We start from the raw sequence: 20,161 nt of genomic DNA, 5'->3' as shown, positions 1-20,161 counted from the left end.
TCGGTGAGGCGCCCTTAAACATTCGGCGTCAGGATCGGCGGGTGAACACAGAGATCGCCGTCCCTCCCGCCGCCCAGCTGGCGCTCGCCGTCGTGCCCATGCCGACGCGCGACGGCATGGCCTGTTTGCCCCAGCGGGAGTCGGACCTTGCGCAACTTCTGCAGACGGCGGCCGACGGCGGGATCCGCCGGGTTCTGACCCGTCCGCAGGGCGACGAGGAACGCAGCCTGTGCCAGGCCTGGCCCTTCCCCTCCCCCTTCCAGGTGTCGGTGACGACGCTGGACGCCGCCGAGGGCGCCGACCGGATCGAGGCCCGGGCGCGTCGCTCGCTCGAGCGACTGGGTCTGCCCCGCGGAGAGGTTCTGATGGTGCGCGACGGCCGCGATCTGGCCGGTGCCGAAGGCCGCGCCCTGTGGGATCGTCTGGTGGCCCTCAAGGCCAAAGGGCTGTTCCGGCGGATCGGTATCCGGTCGCGTCTGGAAGACAGCCCGGTGCTGGTGGCCCGCCGCCTGCAGCCGGACCTGATCCAGCTGCCGCTCAATATTCTGGACCAGCGCGCCCGCCGCGACGGTGTACTGGCGGCGTTGGCCGAACAGGGCGTGGCGGTACAACTGGCCTCGGTGCTGGCCAATGGCCTGCTGTTTGCCGGATCGGACGAAATGGTGGGGGCCAGTGCCTCGGACGTCGTCCTTCTGTCGCGCCTGCGCCGGCGGCTGGCCGAGGCGCGTCTGGACCCCATGCAGGCGGCGCTCGCCTATGCCGGCGACAGTCTGACGGGCATGGCCGAGGGATCGAGCCTGGTGGCCTGTGTCACCTCGGCGGCGGAAACCCGCGCCCTTCTGGCGGCCGTCAATGCACCCCGGCCGCAACTGGACTGGACCCTGTTCGACCAGGGCGGGCGGCTGGCGGCGGCCGGCGACGCGACCACCGCCTTCTCCGACGTCAGTAGCGCAGCCTGACGCCGACCGCGACGGTGCGGCCCGGCTCGCCATAGCCCAGCACGCGCTGGAAGCGCTCATCCGCCAGATTGTCGATCCGGCCGGTCAGCGCGATGTCCGGCGTCAGGGCCCATGACCCGAACAGGTCGGCGGTGACGAAGCCGTCGCGCGTGCCGCCGGAATCCGGCTGGTCGCTCTCGGCCCGCACCGTCAGGCGCGTGGACAGCCGATCCCCGGCATAGCCGAGGCCCAGCGAGCCCTTGTGTTCGGGCACCCGCAGCAGCGGCAGGTCGGTGGTGGCGTCACGCGCGTCGGTCCAGCCATAGCTGAGGCTGAGGTCGAACCCGGCCCCCAGAAGGGCCCGCCCCTCGACCTCGACCCCGTCGGTCTCCGTCTCGTCCAGATTGATGTAGACGCTGTCGAAGGTGACGGGATCGAAGCGGTAGACGATCTGGTTCTCGACCGTCAGTCGATAGAGGGTGATGCGCCCCTCGATGCGGCGATCCGCGCTGGTCCACCCCAGGGCGACCTCCCGGCCCTCGCCCTCTTCCGGCACGAGGGCGGGAAGGGGCGCGCTGGAAAAGCAGAAGTCACAGACCGACTGGCTGACGCTGGGGGCACGGAAGCCCGTCCCCCAGGCACCGGACAGGCCGAACCCGGCCCCGAGATCGGCGTGGGCCGTGACCCGACCCGTCGTGGCCGATCCGAAGTCGTCGGTGTCGTCGTGGCGGAGCGCCGCCGACAGGGTCACCCGCGGGCCGACCGGAAACTGGACGGTCCCGAACGCCGAGGTGGTGCCCAGCTCATCCGACAGGCCGCTGTCCAGGTCCGCCGCCTCGTTGCGGCGCTCTACACCGGCGGCCCAGTTCAGGCGCCCCTCGCCGCCCGTGCCGTCCATGTCCCACCGCCAGACCTGGCGGTCCCCCCGGAACCGTGAGGCATAGTCCGAGCGTGTTTCGCGCTCCAGATCGCTGGCCGAGAGGCTGAGGCGGTGGCGGACGCCCCCGGTCTGCACGGTCATCCGGCCAAAGCCGGACCTGGCCTCGCTTTTGGATACATCGTCCGTGTCGGCCAGCGCGAAGGCGGGCGCCGGAAAGCCGTCGATCTCGACCCGGCTCTTAGTCCAGCGCAGCGCGCCGTCCAGATCGACGCCGACCATGGGCGACAGGCGACCGCGCAGACCGGTGGTCAGGGTCTCATAGCCGTCGTCCTCGGTGCCGGTTGCTGCGGCCGACACGCCGTCGGTGCGAAAACCCGACACGCTGAGGCTGAGGGCCGACCGGTCGCCCGACCGGCCGACCGACAGCGCGCCGCGCTGCGTGTTCAGCGATCCTGCCTCCAGCTCGGCCCGCAGCCCGTCCACCTCGCGCGTGGTGAAGGCGATCACCCCGCCGATGGCGTCCGAGCCCCACAGCGACGACTGCGGTCCCGACAACACCTCGACCCGCTCCATGTCGATCAGGCTGAGGTTGGCGAAGTCAAAGGCCCCGTTGATGTCGGCCGGATCGTTGACCGGCACGCCGTCGATCAGGACCAGTGTCTTGCCGGGCCCCGCACCGCGCAGACGCAGCTGGCTGACCCCGCCGAAGGCCCCGGTCCGGGCGATGGCCGCCCCCGGAACCTCGTCCAACAGGTCGACGGCGAAGCGGGCGCCGCGGGCCTCGATGTCGGCGGCGGTGATTACCCGGGCCCCGGGGGTCTGTGACTGGATCTGGTGCAGGCGTGTGGCGTGGACCAGCAGGTCCGCGAGCCGGGTCTCGGGGTCCTCGCGGGCATCGGCCTTTCCGGCGAGGCACAGGCCGATCACGAGGGCCAATGCCCCCATGGCGAGGGTGGGTAGCGTCAATATGGACTGCCGTTTCATCGGACAGGTCTCCGTCAGCCCGGCGGCAGCGCGCGTCAGGCAAGAGGATGCGACCGATCCCGGCCTCCGAAGATCGGGGGCCGGCGCTGGGATCGGGTCGCTTCGACGGATAGGTCCCCGCGCCCCTGTCTGGTCCCGGACAGAAGACGAGCGACGTCGGCGGCCAGGTCTCCTGGCTTGCGGATCAACAGCCGCCGCCCTCGCCTTCCCGAACCGTCCGAAGACCGCTCAGTGACGCCGGGATCGCTCCCGGACCGGACGACGGCCTGGCCGCCTACAGTTGCGGGCACAGCCGCGGTTTTGGACCGCGTTCCCTTAACCGCCTGGGTCGCTTGTCGCAGCGGGGATCGCGAGGCGCAAGAGACGCTTGAGACCGGGCGCGCGATCCGTCACCCTGTCCCGAGGCATGAACCGTCCGCTGACCCCACCTCCCGTCGCCGAACATCCGGTGCGCTCCACAGAGGGCGCGACCCCGGTCATGGCGCAATTCCTGGAGGCCAAGGCCAGCCAGCCCGACGCCCTGCTGTTCTTCCGCATGGGCGACTTCTACGAGCTGTTCTTCGAGGATGCCGAAGTGGCGGCGGGTGCCCTGGGGCTGGCCCTGACCAAACGGGGCAAGCATCTGGGCGAGGACATCGCCATGGCCGGCGTGCCCGCCCATGCCATGGAAGGCTATCTGGCCCGGCTGATCCGGCAGGGGCACCGGGTGGCCATCTGTGACCAGACCGAGGACCCGGCCGAGGCGAAGAAGCGGGGCTCCAAGGCCGTGGTCCGGCGCGAGATCGTGCGGGTCGTCACCCCCGGCACCCTGACCGAGGACAGCCTGCTGGATGCGCGCGGCGCCAACCGGCTGGTGGCCGTGACCCTGCGCGGGGGGCGGGCCGCCGTGGCCGCCGTAGAGCTGTCGTCCGGCGCCGTCGAGACAGCCGTGTGCGAGGCCGGAGACCTGGCCTCGATGCTGGTCGCCTTCTCGCCGTCCGAAATACTGGTGCCCGACCGGCTGTTCGGCGAGGCCGATCTGGATCAGGCCCTGTCGATGACCCCGGCCCCGGTCCAGCCGCTGGCCCAAGCCCTGGCCGAGTCCCGGGCCGCCGCCGACCGGGTCGCCCGCCTGTACGGCGTGGCGACGCTGGATGCCTTTGGCGCCTTCGAGCCCGTCGAGATCTCGGCGCTCGGCCTGATCGCCGCCTATCTGGAAACCACCCAGGTCGGGGTGGTGCCGGTGCTGTCCCCGCCGCGCCGGTCGGGCAGCGCCCAGTATCTGGCGATCGACCCCGCCACGCGGCTGAGCCTGGAGATCGACCGCACCCAGCGGGGCGAGCGGGCAGGCTCTCTGCTCGATACCCTGGACCGGACTGTGACGGCGGGCGGCGCACGGGCGCTGGCCGAAAGGCTGGCCCGGCCCGGCCGGGATCCCGACCGCATCAACCGGGCGCTGGACGCCGTGGGCTGGCTGGTCGACCACCGCAGTCTGAGAGGAGAGGTCCGCGATCTGCTGAAGGGGTCCGCCGATACGGCGCGGGCCCTTACGCGGCTGGCGCTGGGACGCGGTGGGCCGCGCGATCTGGCCGCCATCCGGGCAGGCACGCGTACGGCGCAGGAACTGACGGCCCTGTTCACCCGTCGGGCCGACCGGCTGGACCCGGCCCTGCCCCATGATCTGGACCGGGCGCTGGCGGCGCTCACCCCGGGGCCGGAGCTGCAGGATCTGCTGGCCGATCTGGAAGAAGGGCTGGTCGAGGACCCGCCGCATCTGGCCCGCGATGGCGGACTGGTCGTGCCCGGACACCGGCCGGAACTGGATCAGGCGCGCACCCTGCGCGACGACAGCCGCCGGGTGATCGCCGAACTGGAGGCCCGGGCCGTGGCCGACAGCGGCATCCCGTTCAAGGTCCGCCACAATGCCGTGCTGGGCTATTTCCTCGAGGTCACCGCCAAACAGGCCGAGCCCCTGATGCAGCGCGGGGCCGAAAGCCCCTTCATCCATCGCCAGACCCTGGCCAATCAGGTGCGCTTCACCACCGTCGAACTGTCCGATCTGGATGCCCGCATCACCCAGGCCGGGCACCGGGTGACCGCCATGGAGGTCGAGACCTTCGAGGGCTGGCGCGGCCGGGTGCGCGATCTGGCCGGCCCGATCCAGGCGCTGGCCGATGCGCTGGGCTGGATCGATGCGACTGCGGCTCTTGCCGAATGGGCCGAGGAGGTCGGCGCGGTCCGGCCGGAGGTCGATGACGGGCTGGAGCTGTGCATCGAGGGCGGGCGCCACCCGGTGGTCGAGGCCGCCGTCCGCGCCGAGGGCAAGCCCTATACGCCCAACGATTGCCGGCTGGACGGGACGGGGGCGAACGGATGTCCGCGTCTGGCGCTGGTGACCGGGCCGAACATGGCGGGCAAGTCGACCTTCCTGCGTCAGGCAGCCCTGCTGGTGGTGCTGGCCCAGGCGGGGGCCTTTGTGCCGGCGCGGGCCATGCGGCTCGGTGTGGTCGACCGCCTGTTCAGCCGGGTAGGTGCGGGCGACGATCTGGCGCGCGGCCGCTCGACCTTCATGACCGAAATGGTTGAGACCGCCGCCATCCTCAATCAGGCCACCGATCGCAGCTTTGTCGTGCTGGACGAGATCGGGCGGGGCACGGCCACCTATGACGGTCTGGCCATCGCCTGGGCCGTGACCGAGGCCCTGCACGAGGCCAACCGCTGTCGCGCCCTGTTCGCCACCCATTATCACGAGCTGGCGCAGCTGGAGGGGCGGCTGGACCATTTGGCCAATCTGTCGCTCCGGGCCCGCGAGTGGAACGGGGAGCTGGTCTTTCTGCATGAGGCCGTGGCCGGCCCCGCGGACCGCAGCTATGGCGTGCAGGTTGCGCAGCTGGCCGGGGTGCCCCCCGGCGTGGTGGCCCGCGCAAGGGCCGTGCTGGATCAGCTGGAGACCACCGGCGAGGCCGATGCGCGGCTGGATGACCTGCCGCTGTTCGCCATGGCCGAACCGGCGGCGCCAGCCCCGGTCGCGCCCTCGCCCCTGATTGAGGCGCTGGGCACACTGGAGCCCGACGACCTGAGCCCCCGCGAGGCGCTGGATGCCCTCTATCGGCTGAAGGCCCTGTCGCGCGGGTCAGGCCCGGGGACGCGCTGACCCCATGCCATTCGAGGCCCCGCCCGCCGATCTGGATGACGCGACCGCGGCGGCGCTGGACGCTGCGGCAGACGCCTCCAACCCCCGCGCGGCGCTGGCCCCTGTGCTTTCGGAGCTGCTCTCGGCCGGGCGGGCGCGGGCGGCGCAGCGTCTGGCGCAGGGCGCGGGCGGGGTGGATGTGGCGCGCCTCTATGCCCGGGCGGCGGACCAGATGGTCCAGGCCCTGTGGTGGGTGGCGACCGTGCGGCTGTTTCCCGCCCCCAATCCGACCGATGCCGAGCGTCTGGCGCTGATGGCGGTCGGGGGCTACGGGCGCGGTGTGCTGGCGCCCCATTCCGATCTGGACCTGATGTTCCTGAGGCCGTGGAAATCGACGTCGCGCACCGAACAGGTGACCGAGTTCGTCCTCTATGTGCTGTGGGATCTGGGGCTGAAGATCGGGAGCACCTCGCGGTCGATGGACGAGGCCCTGTCGGTCGGCAAGGCCGATATGACGGTGCGCACCGCCCTGCTGGAGGCCCGCCCCCTAGCCGGGGATGCCGATCTGGCCGAGGCCTTCCTGACCCGCTTTCGCCAGCACGTGGCGAAGGCCGACCCCCGCCCCTTCATCGCCGCCAAACTGGCCGAGCGCGAGACCCGCCACCAGAAGGTGGGGGCGATCCGCTATCGGGTCGAGCCGAACGTCAAGGACGGCAAGGGGGGCTTGCGCGACCTCAACTGCCTGTTCTGGATCGCGCGGGGACTGGCGCCCGACAGCCCGCTCGGCGAGGCGGCGCTGGAGGACCTGCTGACCCGGCGCGAGCGGCGACTGTTCGCCGAGGCCTTTGATTTCCTGTGGCAGGTTCGCATCCACATGCACCGGATCACCGACCGGCCGGTCGAGGCCCTGACCTTTGACCTGCAGCCCGAGGTGGCGCGGCGCATGGGCTGGCGCGGCCGGGGCGACGAGCCGGCGGTCGAGCGCTTCATGCGACGCTACTTCCTTGTGGCGAGGGACGTCGGCGCCCTGACCCGGGCCATGAGCGCCCAGCTGGAGGCGCGCGAACAGAAGAAGGCCGGTGGTCTGGTGCGGGGCCTGTCGCGCCTGTGGTCCGGCCGGGGCAAGCCGCTGGACACGCCCGGCTTCCTGATCGACCGGGGCCGTCTGAGCGTGACCGGGCCGGAGGTGTTCGACGAGGACCCGGTACGGCTGCTGACCCTGTTCGTCGAGGCGGACCGGCTGGATCTGGACCTGCACCCGGACGCTTTTGCCGCCGTTACACGGTCGCTGCCGCGCATCACGCCCCGCCTGCGTCGCGACCCGGAGGCCAGCCGCGCCTTCCTGACCATTCTGGCGCACGGCAAGCGCCCCTACCGGGTGCTGGGCATCATGAACGAGACGGGGCTGCTGGGACGCTTCCTGCCGGAATGGGGACGGATCGTCGGCCAGACCCAGTTCAACATGTACCACGCCTATACGGTCGACGAGCACACCCTGCAGGCCGTCGGCATCCTCAATGACATCAAGCGCGGCACGCTGAAGGACGACCATCCGCTGGCGTCGGAGATCATCCACCGGATCACCGACCCGGAAGTGCTGATGCTGGCCATGCTGTTGCACGATGTCGGCAAGGGCGGCGATCGCGGCCAGCTGGAAGACGGGGCGATCGCGGCCCGGCGGGCGTGCGAGCGGCTGGGCGTCGACAGTCGCCGGATCGAACTGGTCACCTGGCTGGTGCGGCACCACCTGGCCCTGTCCGACTATGCGCAGAAGCGCGATGTGACTGACCCCGACACGGTGCGCGCCTGCGCCGATCTGGTGGGGGATCCGGAGCGGTTGCGGATGCTGCTGGTGCTGACGGCCGCCGACATCCGCGCCGTGGGGCCAGGGGTCTGGAACAACTGGAAGGGCCAGTTGCTGCGCGACCTGTATCGACGGGTCCTGGCCCTGTTCAAGGGCGAGACGGTCGACGAGCCCGACCCGCTGGAGGCCCATCCCGAACTGGTCGCCCGGGCGCGCGAGAGCGGCGCGGCCGCCGACGTCATGGTGGACTGGGACACCGACCCCTCGGCCGAGCGCCAGCTGAAGGCGGTGGGCCGGCCGACGACCCGCGTGGCCGTGGCGGCCACCGACCGGCCGGGCCTGTTCGCGGCGCTGGCCCAGGCACTGGCGCGGGCCGGGGCCGACATCGTGGGGGCCCGGGTCGCCACGGCGCCCGAAGGTCTGGCGCTGGACGTCTTCGAGGTCCAGGACGGCGCAGGCCTGCCTTATGGCCAGGCTGAGCCCCGGCGGCTGGAGCGGCTGGTTCGGTCGCTGGAGGCCGCCGCCCGCGCCGTGCCCGAGGGCACCCCCGATGTGCCCGAAGGCGAGACCGTCCTGCCCTCCGTCAGCGCCCGGCGCGCCGCCTTTGACGTGCGGCCGGTGGTGATGATCGACCGCGAGGCTGTCAGCCACGCCGTGGTGATCGAGGTGTCGGGCGCCGACCGGCCCGGCCTGCTGGCCGAGCTGGCCGCCGCCATCGCCGCCGAGGGCCTGTCGCTGCGGTCGGCGCATGTGGCCAGCTTCGGAGAGCGGGCGGTCGATGCCTTCTATGTGACCGATGCGAACGGGCGAAAGCCCATGCGCAAGGACCGGCTGGAGCGACTGGCACGGACGCTGGAGGCGGTTCTGGACCGTGCGCGCCTGCCCGAACCTTCACCCGGCCAGCGCCCCATCATTCCGGTGCGGGCCAGTGTGCGGGACGTGTCGGACCTGGGGCCGCTCAGCGCCCGACGGCCTGCCGTTGAAGCGCGAAAAGGGTCTCGCAGCCCGAATGGGCCAGGGCGAACAGCCGGTCGAACTCGGCCCGGCTGAAGCCGCGCTTCTCGCCGGTCGCCTGAATTTCGACGATGCTGCCCGAGCCGGTCAGGACGAAGTTGGAGTCCGCCTCGGCGCTGGAATCCTCTTCATAGTCGAGGTCGAGAACCGGAACGTCGTTGAACACGCCGCACGACACGGCCGCGACCTGATCGGTCAGGGGGTCGGTCTTCAGCACGCCCTCGGCACGCAGGTAGTCGAGCGCCGAGGCCAGGGCGACCCAGGCGCCGGTGATGGCCGCCGTGCGGGTGCCGCCGTCGGCCTGGATGACGTCGCAGTCCAGGGTCACCTGACGCTCGCCCAGAGTCTTGAGGTCCACGACGGCCCGCAGGCTGCGCCCGATCAGGCGCTGGATTTCCTGGGTGCGGCCCGACTGCTTGCCCGAGGCGGCCTCGCGCCGGCCGCGGGTGTGGGTGGCGCGCGGCAGCATGCCGTATTCCGCCGTGACCCAGCCCTGCCCCTTGCCACGCAGCCACGGCGGCAGGTGCTCCTCGACCGAGGCGGTGACCAGCACCCGGGTGTTGCCGAACGCCACGAGGCACGAACCTTCGGCATAGCGGTTGACGCCGGTTTCCAGGGTGACGGGGCGAAGCTGTTCGGGTGTGCGGTCGGAGGGGCGCATACGATCTCTTTTGCGTCTTGGATGGGGTCGCGGGCGTGCTTATCCTGAAAGCGTGACCCTGTCCCGCCCGCTGACAACGGAATTGCGTGTGCCCGGCCGTTGCCCGGCCCGAAAGGTCGGCGCATGAGCTCCATGCCGTTCCATCCCTCGCCGTCGCTGACGACGCTGGACGCCCGGGCGCGCGACATCTTCCGCAGCATCGTCGAGACCTATCTGGAGACCGGAGAGCCCGTCGGGTCGCGCACCCTGTCGCGCGGGCCCATCGCCCTGTCGCCGGCCTCGATCCGCAACACCATGCAGGACCTGACGCTGGCGGGGCTGCTGGCCTCGCCGCATACCTCGTCCGGACGGGTGCCGACCCATGCGGGCCTGCGGCTGTTCGTCGACGGCCTGCTGGAGATCGGCGATGTCGGCTCGGAGGAGCGGCGCGAGATCGATGCACGGCTGGCGGGTCTGGGGCGGCCCGGCGGCCGGCTGGACTTCGATCAGGCGCTGAACGAGGCGTCCGCCCTGCTCTCCGGACTGGCCGGGGGCGCCGGGATCGTCGCCAGTCCGGTGCGCGACACCGGCGTCAAGCACGTCGAGTTCGTGGCGCTGGGCCACGATCAGGCGCTGGCCATTCTGGTGGCCGAGGACGGTCAGGTGGAGAACCGGCTGATGCCGATGGGGCCGGGCATGACGCCATCGACCCTGCAGGAGGCCTCCAACTTCCTGAATGCCAGGCTGAAGGGACGCTCGCTGACCGAGGCCCGGGGCGAGATGGGCGAGGAGCTGAAATCGGCGCGTCAGGCGCTGGATGCGGCAGCTGCGCGGCTGGTCGAGGATGGTATGGCCGCCTGGTCCGGAGCGGCCGGGGCGCGCTCGCTGATCGTGCGGGGCCGGGCCAATCTGTTGCAGGACCGCGAGGCGCTGGAGGACCTGGACCGGGTGCGGGTGCTGTTCGACGATCTGGAGCAGAAGGAACAGCTGATCGGCCTGCTGGACGGGGTCGCCGACGCCCAGGGGGTGCGCATCTTCATCGGGGCCGAGACACGACTGTTTTCACTTTCGGGTTCCTCTGTGATCGCGGCGCCCTATATGACGGGACGCCAGAGGGTGCTGGGCGCGGTCGGCGTGATCGGTCCCACCCGGCTGAACTATGCCAGGATCATTCCGTTGGTGGACTACACCGCCCGCGTACTGAGCCGACTGTTTGACGGACAAGAGCCTTGAACGACACACCGCACGACCCCGATCACGACGAATTCGACGCGCTGAACGGCATCGATCCGGCCGATGAGGCCGACGCCGAGGCCGGACTGAACGCCGATCCTGCCCATACAGGCGTGGGCATGGACAACCTCGACGCCATCATCGACGAGCGCGACCAGTGGAAGGACCGCGCCCTGCGCGCCGTGGCCGAGGTCGAGAACATCAAGCGCCGGGCCGAGACCCAGAACAACGATGCCCGGGCCTATGCCATCCAGCGCTTTGCCCGCGACCTGCTGGGCGTGGCCGACAATCTGGAGCGGGCCCTGCAGGCGGCCCCCAAGGACGCCGACGGCGCCGCCGCCGGTCTGGTGACGGGGCTGGAACTGACCCAGAAGTCGCTGCTGTCGGCCTTTGCCAGCAACAATCTGGTGCGCGTCGCCCCCGAAGCGGGCGAAGCGTTCGACCCGCACCTGCATCAGGCGATGATGGAGCAGCCGTCGGACACGGTGGCGGGCGGAGCGGTCATCCAGACGCTGCAGGCGGGCTATGCCCTGTTCGGACGCACGGTGCGCCCGGCCATGGTGGTGGTCGCGGCGAAGGGATCCGGCCCCGCGCCCGGCACCTCCGCATCGGAAGCGGCCCATGCCTATGAGGCGTCGGCCAACCCGACGGGCGGAGCCCACGACTCCAAGGCCTGACCCGTCAGGATTTGAGGCGGGCCTCGAACAGGTCGAGCAATTTCTGCCAGCCGTCGGCCGCCGCGTCCGCCTTGTAGCTGGCGCGGTAGTCGGCGTGGAATCCGTGCTGGGCGCCGTCATAGACGTCGATCCGGCTGTCCGTCCGGCCGGCCCGCTGGAGGGCCTGACGCATGAGCTCGACGCTTTCCAGCGGAATGCCCCGGTCGAGCTGGCCATACAGGCCGAGCACCGGCGCCTTGAGATCGGCCGCGAGGTCGACGGGCCAGGGCTGGCCGCCGGCGATCTGTTCGGGCGTGGCGTCGGCGGGCGGGGCCAGCCGGCCGTACCAGGCGACCCCGGCATCGATCACGGCAAACCGGGCGCAGGCCTGCCAGACGACCTTGCCGCCCCAGCAGAAGCCGGTGATTCCGACCTTGTCCGCCCGGGCCCACAGCTGACGCGACAGCCATTCCAGTCCCGCCGAAATGTCGCCCATCACCTGTTCATAGCCGGCCTGTCCCACGATCTGCTGGATGCGGGAGAAGTCGGTGAGCGGTGCGGGGTCCTCGACCCGCACGAAGAAGGCCGGCGCCATGGCCGCATAGCCCGCCTTGGCCAGCCGCCGGCAGATGTCGCGGATATAGTCGTGGACCCCGAAGATCTCGGAGGCGACGATCACCACCGGAAACGGGCCGTCGCCCTCGGGCCGCGCCACATAGGCCGGCAGGTCGAAGCCGTCCTGGGCCTCATAATGGATGGTTTCGGTGACCAGCCCCTCGCTGTCGGTGACGGTCGGCGTGGCGTCCTGGGCGAGGGCAGCCGGCGCATAGCCCGCGAACATCAGCCCGGTCAGCCCGCCCGTGGCCAGCGCCCGGCGACTGAAACGGAAATCCTGATCGGCGGGGCCTTCGGGGCGGGTCAGTCGCATCGGACGGTCTCCTCAAGGTCAGGGAGGCGAGCCTGCGCCCTGCGCCCCGGGACGTCCAGTCACGATCGGCTCAGCCACCCGGGTCAGCGGGTGAAATAATAGTCCGCGATGCGGCAGACATTGACGCCCACCCGTTCCAGCCGCTCGCCGTTCGAGAACTCGGCCCGGATCACATAGACGCAGGTGCCCGCCCCGTTATCGATGTCGATCACGGCGCTGTCGCCCGTGGCCAGCACCTCGGGCACCAGCAGATCCCCGCGCCAGTCGGCCCGGGCCGGATCGGCGGCGTAGAGGCTGACGATGGTCCAGCCGGTCTGGTTGTGAACCCGGACCCGGCGATTCTGGCCATCGTTCGAGGGCTGGGCGCCCCGCGTGCCGCGCGACTGTTCGCCGGACTGGGCCCAGCCGAGGGCCGGCGCCACCGCGAGTGCGGCGATCACGGCCAGAAGGCCGGAAACTCGGGCCGCTCGCAGGGGGTGGCGACGGAAGAAGCGGTTCATGAGGGCACTGTCCCTGCATCAATATGGGGCCGGAAACGGGGATTTCCGGACGACACGACCTGTCTAGGTTGTCTCCATACTGCCGTCCAGCGCGGGCGGGGGCACCTGACGGACCCTGACTATCGTCGCCTCCCCTTGCCGGCACGATCCGCAGAAAGGGGCTTGCGGGCGACCCCGCGCTTCCCATATCGGCATCAGCCGGTTCAAAGCCCCTTGTCCTTCTGGGGATTTGTCCCGATCCACATCCGTCGGTCGCGCCACAGCCCGTGCGCGTTGTCCGGCCCAACCCCACGGGGGTGGTTGACAGGGGCGCTCAGCCGAGGCCCGGAACCACCCGCCGAACAGGAGTAGACAGAAAGCCCATGAGCAAGATCATCGGCATCGACCTCGGTACCACCAACTCGTGCGTCGCCGTCATGGACGGCAAGAACCCGAAGGTGATCGAAAACGCCGAGGGCAACCGCACCACCCCGTCGGTTGTGGCGATCCAGGACGGCGGCGAGGTGCTGGTCGGCCAGCCCGCACGTCGTCAGGCCGTGACCAATCCGGCCAACACCTTCTTCGCCATCAAGCGCCTGATCGGCCGCAATTTCGATGATCCGGTGGTGGCCAAGGACAAGGGCATGGTGCCCTATGAGATCGTCAAGGGCCCGAACGGCGACGCCTGGGTGCGCGCCCACGGCAAGGATTATTCGCCCCAGCAGGTGTCGGCCTTCACCCTTCAGAAGATGAAGGAGGCCGCCGAGGCCTATCTGGGCGAGAAGGTCGACAAGGCGGTCATCACCGTCCCGGCCTATTTCAACGACAGCCAGCGTCAGGCGACCAAGGATGCCGGCAAGATCGCCGGCCTTGAGGTGCTGCGTATCATCAACGAGCCGACGGCGGCGGCGCTCGCCTATGGCCTTGAGAAGAACGACGGCCAGAAGATCGCGGTCTATGACCTGGGCGGCGGCACCTTCGACGTCTCGATCCTTGAGATCGGCGACGGCGTGTTCGAGGTGAAGTCGACCAATGGCGACACCTTCCTCGGCGGTGAGGACTTCGACCTGCGTCTGGTCGACTACCTGGCTGACGAGTTCAAAAAGGAGCAGGGCGTCGACCTGCGTCAGGACAAGCTGGCCCTGCAGCGCCTGAAGGAAGAGGCCGAAAAGGCCAAGAAGGAGCTGTCCTCGACCAGCCAGTACGAGGTCAACCTGCCCTTCATCACCATGAATGCCTCGGGCCCGCTGCACCTGAACATCAAGCTGAGCCGCTCGAAGCTGGAAGCCCTGGTCGAGGATCTGGTCCAGCGCACCATCGCCCCGTGCGAGAAGGCGCTGAAGGATGCCGGCCTGAAGGCGGCGGACATCGACGAAGTGGTGCTGGTGGGCGGCATGACGCGCATGCCCATGGTCCAGGAAGCCGTGAAGAAATTCTTCGGCAAGGAGCCGCACAAGGGGGTCAACCCCGATGAGGTCGTGGCGCTGGGCGCCGCCGTCCAGGCGGGCGTGCTGCAAGGCGACGTCAAGGATGTGCTGCTGCTGGACGTGACGCCGCTGACCCTGGGCATCGAGACCCTGGGCGGTGTCTTCACCCCGCTGATCGAGCGCAACACCACCATCCCGACCAAGAAGAGCCAGACCTTCTCGACCGCCGAGGACAATCAGTCGGCCGTGACCATCCGGGTCTTCCAGGGCGAACGTCCCATGGCGGCGGACAACAAGCTGCTTGGCCAGTTCGACCTGATGGGTATTCCGCCGGCCCCGCGCGGCATGCCGCAGGTAGAGGTGACGTTCGACATCGACGCCAACGGCATCGTGCACGTCTCGGCCAAGGACAAGGCGACCAACAAGGAACAGTCGATCCGCATCCAGGCCAATGGCGGTCTGTCGGATGACGACATCGACAAGATGGTCAAGGAAGCCGAGGCCAATGCCGCGGCCGACAAGGAGCGCAAGGAAAAGGTCGAGGCCCAGAATTCGGCCGACAGCCTGATCCACTCGACCGAGAAGGCCCTGTCCGAGCACGGCGACAAGGTGGCCGAGGCCGACAAGGCCGCCATCCAGTCCGCTCTGGATGAGCTGAAGGCGGCCCGCGAGACCGCCAGCGCCGAGGACCTGCGCGCCAAGACCACGGCCCTGGCCCAGGCGTCCATGAAGCTGGGTGAGGCCATGTACGCAGCCCAGCAGGGCGGCGAGGCCGGTGGCGACGACGCGGCGGCTCCGGCCGATGACGGCGTGGTCGATGCCGAATTCGAGGAAGTCTCGGGCGACGAGGCTGACAAGAAGGCCGACTGACGTCCCCTTCCCCGACCGGGGGAAGGTCTGAACCTTGCGGCCCCGCTTGTCAGTCGGCAGGCGGGGCCGTTTCATAAAACTTGCATCATGCGACCAGAGCCCCATGTCTGTCGCAGGATCGGTTTCCGGTCAGCGCCCGGCCAAGAGGCGCGATCGGATCGAAACGGGATAATGAGGACCACGGCCTGATGGCGCAGCGTGACTATTACGAGATCCTGGGGGTCGAGCGTACGATCGACGCCGCCGGATTGAAGGCAGCCTATCGCAAGCTGGCCATGCAGCATCACCCGGATCGAAACGGGGGCTGCGAGGAGTCGGCGACCCGCTTCAAGGAAGTGTCCGAGGCCTATGCCGTGCTGTCGGACGACCAGAAGCGGGCGGCCTATGACCGGTTCGGCCACGACGGCGTCAACGGCGGCGGCGGCCAGGGGCCGTTCGGTCGCGGCGGCGCGGGCTTTGCCGATGTGAACGACATCTTCGAGCAGGTGTTCGGCGACGCCTTTGGCGATGTGTTCGGCGGGCGCGGGCGGACCAGCGGCGGCCCCCGTCGCGGCTCGGACCTGCGCTATGACCTCGAGATCGCCCTCGAGGACGCCTATCGCGGCACCGACGTCGAAATCTCCTTCCCGACCACGGCCACCTGCGACACCTGCGAAGGGTCCGGTGCCAAGCCCGGGACCCAGCCCGTCACCTGCTCGACCTGTCAGGGCGCGGGACGCGTGCGACAGGCCAACGGCTTCTTCCAGGTCGAACGTACCTGTCCCCATTGTGGCGGGGCTGGCAAGCGCGTGGCCGAGGCCTGTGGCACCTGTCGCGGCCAGGGCCAGGTGCGGCGCTCGCGCACCCTGTCGCTCAAGGTGCCGGCGGGGGTCGACGACGGCTCGCGCATCCGCCTGACCGGCGAGGGCGATGTCGGCCTGCGCGGCGGACCGCGCGGCGACCTCTATGTCTTCATCTCGGTCACGCCGCATGAACTGTTCGAGCGGGACAATCTGGACCTGCTGGTGACGGTGCCCGTGCCGATGACGGTGGCGGCGCTGGGCGGGGCGATCGACGCCCCCTGTCTGGTGTCCGAGGCCTGTGACGGCCGCTGCAAGGCGCCGGTCCAGGTGCCGGCCGGCGCCCAGACCGGCAAGACCATCCGCATCAAGGGCAAGGGCATGCCGCACCTGAACGGCAAGGCCCGCGGGGATCTGGTGGTCGAACTGTTCGTCGAGACGCCGTCCGACCTGACGCCGCGCCAGAAGGAGCTGATGCAGGAGCTGGCCCAGTCGTTCGGCGAGGATCAGAACCCGCGCAACTCCAGCTTTGCCGGCAAGGCCAAACGCTTCTGGGCCGATATTCTGGGCGGAGACGGCGACGGGCCGGGCCCGTCCTCGCGGGAGTCCGCCGCGTGAACGCCCTGTTCCACGCCGGGATTTCCGGCGCGCGCGGGCGGATGGGACGGGCGGTCAGCCAGGTTCTGGACGCGCGCAAGGATGTGGTGGTCGCGACCCGGTTCGACCGCGGCGAGGCGCCCGATCTGTCGCTGTGCGACGTCATCATCGATTTCTCCACGCCCGAGGCCTCGGTCGAACTGGCCGAGCGCTGCGCCGCGGCCGGTGGCCCCGCGCTGGTGATCGGTTCGACCGGCCTGTCGCCGGAGGAAGAGGCCCGCATCGAGGCGGCCGCCGACAAGGTCGCCATCGTCCGCAGCGGCAATTTCTCGTTGGGCGTCAACATCCTGATCGGACTGGTCGAGCATGCGGCCCAGCGGCTGGACGCGCGCGACTGGGACATCGAGGTTCTGGAATCGCATCATCGCCGCAAGGTCGATGCGCCGTCGGGCACGGCCCTGATGCTGGGCGAGGCCGCCGCCAGCGGCCGCAATGTCGAGCTGGACGATGTGCGGGCCGCGCCGCGCAACGGCGTGGGCGAGCCCCGCGCCGAGGGCGAGATCGGCTTTGCCGCGCTCCGGGCCGGCGGGATCATCGGCGAGCATTCGGTGATCTTTGCCTCGGACGACGAGGTGCTGACCCTCAGCCATTCGGCCATCGACCGGTCCCTGTTCGCCAAGGGCGCCGTGGCTGCCGCGGCCTGGGTGCGCAATCGCCGTCCGGGTCTCTATGACATGCAGGACGTGCTGGGCTTCCGCCAGGCCTGAAGGGAGACGCCGTGATCCGGCTGGAGGGCATCACGGGCGGCATCCTGCTGAGGATTGTTGCGGCGGGCAGTTTCTCTTTGATGTCCGGCCTGATGAAGCTGGCGGCCGAGGCCGGGGTTTCGGCGCCGGAGATGGTCTTCTATCGCGCTCTTTTCGGCCTGCCGGTGGTGCTGATCTGGGTGCTGGCCGGGCCGGGGATCGGTGCCATCACCACGCGGCGCCCGTTGATGCACCTGTGGCGCTGTGCGCTGGGCGTGACCGGCATCCTGTGCCTGTTCCAGGGGCTGAGCCTGCTGCCGCTGGCCGAGGCGACGACGCTGGGCTTCACCGCCCCCATGTTCGCAACCCTTCTTTCCTTCCTGTTCCTGAAGGAGACGGTCGGCTGGCACCGCTGGCTGGCCGTGCTGGTGGGCTTTGTCGGGGTGATGGTGGTGATGCGCCCCGGCGGCGACCCCCTGCCTGCACTGGGCGTCGCCTTTGCGCTGGTCGGCGCCGGCTTCTCGGCCGGGGTGACCGTCACCCTGCGTCATCTCAGCAAGACCGAGCATGTCGCGGCGATTGTCTTCTGGTTCTTCATCGCCTGCGCCGTCGCGGGCGCGGTCCTGCTGCCCGCCTTCGGCAGTCTGCATGCGCCCCTGGCCTTTGCCTTCCTGGCGGGCGGCGGCATGGCCGGAGGGGTGGCCCAGCTGGCCATGACGGAATCACTTCGCCTGGCACCGGTCTCGGCGGTCACACCCTTCGACTATCTGCAGATCGCGGGCGCGGTCCTGTTCGGCTGGCTGGCCCTGTCGGTGGCGCCCTCATGGTCGGCCCTGGCCGGGGCCGCCCTGATCGTGGGCAGCGGCCTCTATACCGCCTGGCGCGAGCAGGTGCGGCGCCGCGCGGTCACGGCGCCCGCACCCCCGCTCTGATCAATGCGCGTGGGCGTGCCGACGCCCGAAGATCAGCGACTTCAGGAAGAAGAACAGGGCGATGACGATGGCATAGCCCAGGAAGAGGGCGAACAGCGCCAGCCAGAAGTCCAGCGACAGGATGTCCGGCAGGACGAAGGCGCTTCCATCCAGGACCGGGCGGACCACATTGATCACCACATGGATGAAGGCTGCCGCGAGGGCCGTGGGGAACAGCCTGCCCCAGCTGGCCATGAGGATGGCGGCGATCGCGGCAATGATCAGGCCCAGCACCTGATTGACGCCGTCAAAGCCGCCCTCGGCAAGCGCGAAGATGCCCGTCAGCAGGGTTCCGATCTGGTCCAGCAGGCCGTCCATATGCCATCTCCTTGCGTGCTGCAGCCCCGGATACAGGGCCCGTTACCGTCAAGGTTAACACCGTTACGCCGGATTGGCTCCCTCAACGCCCGGTCGAGCCGAAGCCACCGGCACCGCGCGCCGTGTCATCCAGACTGTCGACCACCTGCCATTCGGCCCGTTCGTGTGCGGCAATGACCATCTGGGCGATGCGCTCGCCCCGACGGATGACGAAGGGCTCGCGGCCCAGATTGGCCAGGATGACGCCCACCTCGCCCCGATAGTCGCTGTCGATGGTGCCGGGGCTGTTCAGACAGGTGATGCCGGCCTTGAGCGCCAGACCCGAGCGGGGCCGGACCTGGGCCTCGAAGCCCTGCGGCACGGCGATCTTGAGCCCGGTCGGCACCAGGGCCCGGGCCCCGGCCTCGAGCACCATGGGCTGATCCTCGGGCACCGCCGCGCGCAGATCCATGCCGGCCGCGCCCGCCGTCTCATAGGCCGGCAGGGGCAGGCCCTCGGCGTGGGGCAGTTGCACGAGCGCAATACGGGTCATGAAGCCTCTTTCGTGAAATGGGCGGCCACGGCGCGGACCAGACGGTCGGCCACGGCGGTCTTGGTGGTCTCGGGCCAGGGGTCCGGCGCCTGTCCCTTGCGGAACAGCATCACCCGGGTCTCGTCGGCCCCGAAAACGCCCTCGGACACGTCATTGCCGACGATCCATTCGCAGCCCTTGGCCTCAAGTTTGGCCGCTGCGCGCTGCTCCAGATTGCCGGTCTCGGCGGCGAAGCCGATGACCAGCGCGGGTCGGTGATCGGGACGGCGGGACAGGGTTTTCAGGATGTCCGGGTTCTCGACCAGGGTCAGGGTCGGCGGGCCTTCTCCCGTCTGCTTCTTGATCTTGGCGTCGGCGGCATCCGCCACGCGCCAGTCCGAGACGGCGGCGGTCAACACGGCGAGGTCGGCGGGCAGGGCGGCCTCGACCGCCGCCAGCATCTGGTCGGCCGTCTCGACCGACACCCGGTCAACGCCGGTGGGCGCGGCCAGCGCCACGGGCCCGGACACCAGCGTGACCCGCGCGCCCGCGCGGGCCAGCGCCCCGGCGATGGCATAGCCCTGTTTCCCGCTGGACCGGTTGGTCAGGCCCCGCACGGGGTCGATGGGCTCGAAGGTCGGGCCGGCGGTGACCAGGGCGTGGCGGCCGGCCAGCGGGCGGTCGGCAGTTCGGGCCTTGCCGTCATGGGCTAGGATGGCCGCCAGAATGGCCGGCGGGTTGGCCATGCGCCCGGGGCCGTATTCGCCGCAGGCCATTTCCCCGTCGTCGGGTCCGACCACCGTATAGCGGGGCTCGGCAAAGGCCCTGACGGTCGCCAGATTGGCCTGCACCGCCGGATGCAGCCACATCCGCACATTCATGGCGGGCGCCAGCAGCACCGGGGCGTCGGTCGCGATCAGAGTGGTGGAGGCCAGGTCGTCCGCAGCGCCCGTCGCGGCCTTGGCCAAAAGGCCGGCGGTCGCGGGGGCCACGACGATCAGATCGGCCCAGCGCGACAGCTCGATATGGCCCATGGTGGTCTCGTCCTCGGACGAGAACAGGTCCTGGCGCACGGCACTGCCGGTCAGGGCCGCCAGCGACAGCGGAGTAACGAACTCCGCGCCTGAGCGGGTCAGGACGGCCTTCACCTCCAGCCCGGCCTTGCGCATCAGCCGGACCAGCTCCAGCGCCTTGTAGGCAGCGATACCGCCCCCCACGATCAGCAGGACGCGGCGGACGCGGGGAGTGTGGGGTGCCTCAACTGCCGTCATGCG

At 70.0% G+C, this 20,161-nt stretch carries 16 protein-coding genes and 1 riboswitch; of the genes, 9 read left to right on the top strand and 7 right to left on the bottom strand.

The genetic code is table 11. The features are described from left to right. Nucleotides 1–41 precede the first annotated feature (41 nt). Nucleotides 42–959: an aldo/keto reductase gene (locus tag LC068_RS10105; protein WP_226636838.1), complete on the top strand. Its 918-nt coding sequence runs from the start codon at nucleotides 42–44 to the stop codon at nucleotides 957–959. Here LC068_RS10105 and LC068_RS10100 read toward each other — a convergent pair. After that, nucleotides 943–2,802 (bottom strand): TonB-dependent receptor plug domain-containing protein, encoded by a 1,860-nt coding sequence (locus tag LC068_RS10100; RefSeq protein ID WP_226636836.1) that lies wholly within the window; start codon nucleotides 2,800–2,802, stop codon nucleotides 943–945. The genes LC068_RS10105 and LC068_RS10100 overlap by 17 nt on opposite strands. A 144-nt stretch (nucleotides 2,803–2,946) precedes the next feature. Beyond that, nucleotides 2,947–3,141: riboswitch (cobalamin riboswitch) on the bottom strand. 67 nt (nucleotides 3,142–3,208) lie between these two features. Here LC068_RS10100 and mutS point away from each other — a divergent pair. Both mutS and glnD read left to right on the top strand, forming a co-directional pair. Further along, nucleotides 3,209–5,935 carry a DNA mismatch repair protein MutS gene (gene mutS, locus LC068_RS10095; RefSeq protein WP_226636834.1) on the top strand — a complete coding sequence of 909 codons (2,727 nt, stop codon included), beginning with the start codon at nucleotides 3,209–3,211 and terminating at the stop codon, nucleotides 5,933–5,935. 4 nt (nucleotides 5,936–5,939) lie between these two features. Next, nucleotides 5,940–8,768: a [protein-PII] uridylyltransferase gene (gene glnD, locus LC068_RS10090; protein ID WP_226636832.1), complete on the top strand. Its 2,829-nt coding sequence runs from the start codon at nucleotides 5,940–5,942 to the stop codon at nucleotides 8,766–8,768. Here glnD and rph read toward each other — a convergent pair. Then, nucleotides 8,677–9,393 carry a ribonuclease PH gene (gene rph, locus LC068_RS10085; RefSeq protein WP_226636831.1) on the bottom strand — a complete coding sequence of 239 codons (717 nt, stop codon included), beginning with the start codon at nucleotides 9,391–9,393 and terminating at the stop codon, nucleotides 8,677–8,679. The two genes, glnD and rph, sit on opposite strands and share 92 nt — an antisense overlap. 123 nt (nucleotides 9,394–9,516) lie before the next feature. On the opposite strand from rph, the gene hrcA reads away from it, so the two are divergent. Further along, nucleotides 9,517–10,605 carry a heat-inducible transcriptional repressor HrcA gene (gene hrcA / locus LC068_RS10080; RefSeq protein ID WP_226636830.1) on the top strand — a complete coding sequence of 363 codons (1,089 nt, stop codon included), beginning with the start codon at nucleotides 9,517–9,519 and terminating at the stop codon, nucleotides 10,603–10,605. Beyond that, complete coding sequence (gene grpE, locus LC068_RS10075; protein WP_226636829.1) at nucleotides 10,602–11,282, top strand: nucleotide exchange factor GrpE; 681 nt, start codon at nucleotides 10,602–10,604, stop codon at nucleotides 11,280–11,282. Before hrcA ends, grpE begins: the two co-directional genes overlap by 4 nt. 4 nt (nucleotides 11,283–11,286) lie before the next feature. Here the strand turns inward: grpE and LC068_RS10070 are convergent, their stop codons facing one another. Together LC068_RS10070 and LC068_RS10065 are read right to left on the bottom strand one after the other, a co-directional pair. Beyond that, nucleotides 11,287–12,189, bottom strand: coding sequence for a dienelactone hydrolase family protein (locus LC068_RS10070; RefSeq protein WP_226636828.1), 903 nt, complete (start codon nucleotides 12,187–12,189; stop codon nucleotides 11,287–11,289). An 83-nt stretch (nucleotides 12,190–12,272) separates the two neighbouring features. Then, nucleotides 12,273–12,689, bottom strand: coding sequence for a hypothetical protein (locus LC068_RS10065; RefSeq protein WP_226636827.1), 417 nt, complete (start codon nucleotides 12,687–12,689; stop codon nucleotides 12,273–12,275). A 362-nt stretch (nucleotides 12,690–13,051) separates the two neighbouring features. On the opposite strand from LC068_RS10065, the gene dnaK reads away from it, so the two are divergent. From dnaK to LC068_RS10045, 4 genes are all read left to right on the top strand, one after another. Beyond that, the gene (dnaK, locus tag LC068_RS10060; RefSeq protein ID WP_209118797.1) at nucleotides 13,052–14,965 is read left to right on the top strand and encodes a molecular chaperone DnaK; all 1,914 of its coding nucleotides are present in this window, start codon (nucleotides 13,052–13,054) and stop codon (nucleotides 14,963–14,965) included. A 188-nt stretch (nucleotides 14,966–15,153) separates the two neighbouring features. Next, nucleotides 15,154–16,362, top strand: a complete 1,209-nt coding sequence (gene dnaJ / locus LC068_RS10055; protein WP_226636826.1) for a molecular chaperone DnaJ — start codon at nucleotides 15,154–15,156, stop codon at nucleotides 16,360–16,362. Then, the gene (gene dapB / locus LC068_RS10050) at nucleotides 16,359–17,108 is read left to right on the top strand and encodes a 4-hydroxy-tetrahydrodipicolinate reductase (protein WP_226636824.1); all 750 of its coding nucleotides are present in this window, start codon (nucleotides 16,359–16,361) and stop codon (nucleotides 17,106–17,108) included. Before dnaJ ends, dapB begins: the two co-directional genes overlap by 4 nt. An 11-nt stretch (nucleotides 17,109–17,119) precedes the next feature. Beyond that, nucleotides 17,120–18,019: a DMT family transporter gene (locus LC068_RS10045; RefSeq protein WP_226636822.1), complete on the top strand. Its 900-nt coding sequence runs from the start codon at nucleotides 17,120–17,122 to the stop codon at nucleotides 18,017–18,019. Here the strand turns inward: LC068_RS10045 and LC068_RS10040 are convergent, their stop codons facing one another. From LC068_RS10040 to coaBC, 3 genes are all read right to left on the bottom strand, one after another. Further along, nucleotides 18,020–18,376 carry a hypothetical protein gene (locus LC068_RS10040; protein WP_226636820.1) on the bottom strand — a complete coding sequence of 119 codons (357 nt, stop codon included), beginning with the start codon at nucleotides 18,374–18,376 and terminating at the stop codon, nucleotides 18,020–18,022. A gap of 82 nt (nucleotides 18,377–18,458) precedes the next feature. Continuing rightward, nucleotides 18,459–18,908 carry a dUTP diphosphatase gene (dut, locus tag LC068_RS10035; protein WP_209118792.1) on the bottom strand — a complete coding sequence of 150 codons (450 nt, stop codon included), beginning with the start codon at nucleotides 18,906–18,908 and terminating at the stop codon, nucleotides 18,459–18,461. Continuing rightward, nucleotides 18,905–20,158: a bifunctional phosphopantothenoylcysteine decarboxylase/phosphopantothenate--cysteine ligase CoaBC gene (gene coaBC, locus LC068_RS10030; RefSeq protein ID WP_226636818.1), complete on the bottom strand. Its 1,254-nt coding sequence runs from the start codon at nucleotides 20,156–20,158 to the stop codon at nucleotides 18,905–18,907. The genes dut and coaBC overlap by 4 nt, the downstream gene beginning before the upstream one ends. Nucleotides 20,159–20,161 lie beyond the last annotated feature (3 nt).

The sequence above is a fragment of the Brevundimonas poindexterae genome, assembly GCF_020524625.1.
GTDB lineage: Bacteria > Pseudomonadota > Alphaproteobacteria > Caulobacterales > Caulobacteraceae > Brevundimonas > Brevundimonas poindexterae_A.
The sequence above is the reverse complement of the archived record's forward strand: the minus strand, read 5'-3'. Positions and strand labels throughout refer to the sequence as shown.